This window comes from Microbacterium sp., assembly GCF_003248605.1.
Lineage (GTDB): Bacteria > Actinomycetota > Actinomycetes > Actinomycetales > Microbacteriaceae > Microbacterium.
The window spans coordinates 1-4135 of the sequence record NZ_QFPF01000160.1 but is presented as its reverse complement, the minus strand read 5'-3'; the positions used below and the strand labels follow the sequence as shown (position 1 = coordinate 4135).

At 69.8% G+C, this 4135-nt stretch carries 4 protein-coding genes; 3 read left to right on the top strand and 1 reads right to left on the bottom strand.

The window, feature by feature from the left end:
- Positions 1-158: 158 nt before the first annotated feature.
- The gene (locus DI573_RS14345) at positions 159-1559 is read right to left on the bottom strand and encodes an FAD-binding oxidoreductase (protein WP_292815733.1); all 1401 of its coding nucleotides are present in this window, start codon (positions 1557-1559) and stop codon (positions 159-161) included.
- A 127-nt stretch (positions 1560-1686) separates the two neighbouring features.
- Here DI573_RS14345 and DI573_RS14340 point away from each other — a divergent pair, with 127 nt between their 5' ends.
- The 3 genes from DI573_RS14340 to DI573_RS14330 form a co-directional block, all read left to right on the top strand.
- The gene (locus tag DI573_RS14340; RefSeq protein ID WP_292815730.1) at positions 1687-2562 is read left to right on the top strand and encodes an alpha/beta hydrolase; all 876 of its coding nucleotides are present in this window, start codon (positions 1687-1689) and stop codon (positions 2560-2562) included.
- Positions 2555-3121, top strand: a complete 567-nt coding sequence (locus DI573_RS14335; RefSeq protein WP_292815727.1) for a TetR/AcrR family transcriptional regulator — start codon at positions 2555-2557, stop codon at positions 3119-3121. Before DI573_RS14340 ends, DI573_RS14335 begins: the two co-directional genes overlap by 8 nt.
- A gap of 331 nt (positions 3122-3452) precedes the next feature.
- The coding region (locus DI573_RS14330; protein WP_292815725.1) for a DUF222 domain-containing protein at positions 3453-4135 on the top strand (683 nt) is incomplete at its 3' end.

Here is a 4135-nt window from a genome sequence, read left to right as displayed (position 1 = left end):
AGGACGCACGTCGGCAGATGTTGAGTCCCGAAGACGTCGCGGCAGCTGTGCGCTTCGTCGCCACCAGTCCCGCGAGCGCCTGCGTCAATGAGCTCGTCATCACCCCGGTGAAGTCGAAGACGATGACCGTCGACGCCTAGGACGCTGCGCCCGGGTTCTCAGGCGGGGCGACCGAGCCACGCCACGAAACGACCCTCGGGATCGCGCTCGCTGCGGATCTCATCGAGGCGGGCGAGGTTCTCCGGCGCCATGAAGGGCATCGGCCGATTGATCAGATTCTCGTCGGCCAGCATCGTGAACGCCGCGTGCGGCTCCCACGCGCGCATGACATCGGTGGTCCAGCCCTTCATCGACGCGTCGTCGGCGGGATCATCCCACGCGGTGTAGAGCGCGTAACAGAAGTCACCCTTGAGCGAGAACGCCATCGACGGACGCTCGGGCGCACCGGGATAGCCATCCCAGTTGAACATCAGCAGATAGGTCGGCGCCGCCGGAATCGTCTGGATGAGGTGCTCGAGGTTGGGCAGCAGCTCGTCCGCACCGGCATCGCTCACGATGTTGTCGGCGATCCAGCGACGACTCTCGTTGGGCACCGCAGTGCTCTCGTCGAGCTCGTCGGCGCCGTGCTGGGTCAACTGGAAGGGCATCGCCGCGAGCGCCCGCGACCGAGCGGGACACTCCTCGAGAAAGGCCAGCTGCGCGCGGGCCTCCTCCTCCGTCTCGGCGTAGGCGAATCCGCCCAGCAGCACGACGGGCTCCCAATCGGCGATCTCGTGCCGCTGCACGATGACGCCGAGTTCGACGGGGGTGTCGCGACCGCGCTCGTTCGCGAAGCGGAAGACCTCTTCGGCCGCGGACGCCGGAAAGATGTAGCGGCTGTTCATCGTCACCGCCCGATGCGGGTACACGCGGAGATGGAACTTCGTGACCGCGGCGAAAAAGCCGGGGCCCGCCCCGCGCGCGGCCCAGAGCAGATCGGCGTTCTCGTTCTCGTCGGCATGGACCAGCTCGCCGTCGGCGGTGACCGCATCGATGCCGATCACCGACATGCACGCCGGTCCGAACTCGCGCCCCGCCCACCCGAAGCCGCCCTGCAGCAGATACCCGCCGATGCCGACCGCATAGTTGTGGCCGACGGGAAAGAAGAGGTCCTGCTCGCGCAGCATCGCGAGCACCTCGGATCCGCGGATGCCGGGCTGCACCGTCGCGGTCATCGACTCCTTGTCGATCTCGACCCCGCGAAGGTTCGACATGTCGATGAGCAGCGAATCGTCGCGCAGATGCGACCCCGACCAGCTGTGGCCGCCGGAGCGGATCGCGACCTGCAGACCCTCGACCTTGGCCAGACGCACCGCGGCGACGACATCCTCTTCGGAGCTTGCCAGCACGATGATCTCGGGAAACCTGTCGGGCACCCCCGCATGCCACACCGCACCGCGCCGCAGCGTCTCGTACGCCTCTCCCCCGCGGCGCAGGACGCGCCCGGTGATACCCGTCCTCGAAGGGATGAGATCGGCGCGGTCGGTGATCGTGGTCGGGTGTGGATTGTCGTTGCCCATGGGACTCCTGCGTCCGTCGTGTGCGCCGCGAATACGGCGGCGAAGACGGTAACACAGCCCTGCGGGCAATTCGGCTGTCGTGAGTTTGGCTATTGTCATTAGCTTTTTAGCTATGTACAGTAGCCCCATGACCCCACAGGATGACGCCGGAGCGCCGGTGACGAGATATCTCGAGACTGCCGACGGCAGGATCGCGTACGACGTGCAGGGGTCCGGCCCGCTCGTCGTGATGGTCCCGGGTATGGGCGAACTGCGCTCGTCCTACCGCTTCCTCGCGCCCGCGATCGCCGCCGCGGGCTACCGCGTCGTGACCACGGACCTGCGGGGTCACGGGGAGAGCGATGCCGGGTTCCCCTCGTACGGCGACGAGGCGACAGCATCCGACATCTCCGCCCTGATCGACGAGGTCGGACAGCGACGCGCGCCCGCCGTCATCGTCGGCAACTCGCTCGCGGCGGGAGCGGCAGTGATCGTGGCGGCGCGACATTCGGAGCGGGTGTCGGGGCTCGTGCTGGTGGGGCCGTTCGTGCGGAACCCGCCCGGAAACGCGGTGATGACGGCGATCTTCCGAGCGATGACGATGCCACTGTGGGCCGCGGCCGCGTGGCGGGCGTACATGCCGATGCTCTACGCGGGGCGCAAACCCGACGACTTCGACGCCTACCGCGCGGCCGTGCACGCGAGCATGCGACGACCCGCGTATCGCAAGGCGTTCTCTCTCACGACACGGCAAACCGACCACGCACCGGCCGCGGCGCGACTGGCCGAGGTGCAGGCGCCCGTGCTGGTGGTGATGGGCGAGCGGGATCCGGACTTCCCGGAACCCGCCGTCGAGGCGCACTGGGTCGCGGACGCGCTCGGTGGCCGGGTTGTGATGGTGCCGGATGCGGGACACTACCCGCAGGCGCAGCAGCCGGAGTCGAGCAGTCGCGCGGTGCTCGCGTTTCTGGCGGGGAGCGTGGCGGGTTCGGGCACCTCCGGGGCGGGTGCGCCGAGTGCCTAGGGCGGGACTCACGACCGACGTGGTGATCGAGCGAGCGGCTGAGCTGCTCGAGCGGGCGCCGGGGGCGGAGCTGACGCTCGCGGCGGTCGCGGGCAGCCTCGGGGTGCGGGCGCCGTCGCTGTACAAACACGTCGACGGGCTGCCGGGGCTGCGGCGGGGCATCATGCTGCGGGCGAAGCGCTCCTTAGGCGACGCGCTGGCGCAGGCCACGATCGGGCGGTCGGGCGCCGAGGCCGTGCGCGGCATCAGCGTCGCGTACCGGCAGTGGGCGCTGGCGAACCCCGCGCAGTACCCACTGACGATCGCGGCCGCCATCGAGGGGGATGCCGAGGACACTGCCGCCGGCGAGACCGCGCTGCGGGTGATCTACACCGTGCTCGCCGGCTACGGACTGGAGGGAGAAGACGCCGTGGACGCGACGCGGTTCCTTCGTGCGACCATCCACGGGTTCGTCAGCCTGGAGACGTCGGGCGCGTTTCGGTTGCCGGTCTCCATCGAATCTAGTTACGAACGGGTCGTGGAGAGCCTTGTCGTGGGGCTGGAGGCGTGGGGGCGGTAGGGGGCGGGGCTTGGGCGGGGGCTGGATGGCTGGGGGCCGCGGCCTGGGTGGGGGCTGCCGCGGGATCGCGGGGCGATCCCTTGCCCTCGGCAGGCGGGTGGACTGGTCGGACGGCTCGCGGAACGATTGGGGCGGCGGGGCGGGGGCGGGTACGGCACCCCGAATGGAGGGCAGGCGCGCGGCCCGGATGGAGCGTGGCCGAGAGCGGTTCCTGAGCCTGTCGAAGGGCCGGTGAAGATGAGAAAGGTCTAACCCAGAAACTTCTCGGATCGGGGCTCTTGAGGGTCGATTCCGGGGGTCAATGTCGGAGGCCCCGCGTAGAGTTTCGAACATGAAGACGAAGCACGCCGGTGACGCACACGACGACAACGTCGACGGCGTCGACGCCGTGGCGGCAGGGTTGGCGGCGGAGTACGCCGCCGCGGTGGCCGCTATCGCTGCCGCCGAGGCGCAGGCGATGAGCGTGCTGGCGCGAGCGCAGGCGGTCGGGTTGGAGCGGGTCGCGGAGATCCCCCGCAGCGCTGGCCGCGAAGCCGAACTACCCTTACGGGCCCTCGCGGCGGAGCTGGGGGCGTGTGCGCGGCAACCCGATCGTTCGGTGCAGCGGCGGATGAACGACGCCCACACCCTGGTGAACCGGTTCGCGGCGACCTGGGACGCGCTGGCCGCGGGTGTCCTGTCGGTCGGGCATGTGCGGGCGATCGTGGAACACGGGGTGAAACTCACCGACCCGGAGGTGCGCGGCGCGTTCGAGGTTGAAGCGTTGGAGCGGGCCGCGTCGACCACGCCGGGGCGGCTCGGACCGCAACTCGCGCGGCTCGTGGAGCAGGTGCAGCCGACGACGTTCGTCGAGCGGCACAAGGTCGCACGCGCGGGACGCGGGGTGTGGGTGCGGGACGTCGAAGACGGAATGAGCGAACTCCTCCTCCGGGGCCCGGCGGTGCCGGTGCACGGCATCCACGACATGATCACCCACATCGCCCGCGACGTCCTCAACACCGCACACGCCGCCGA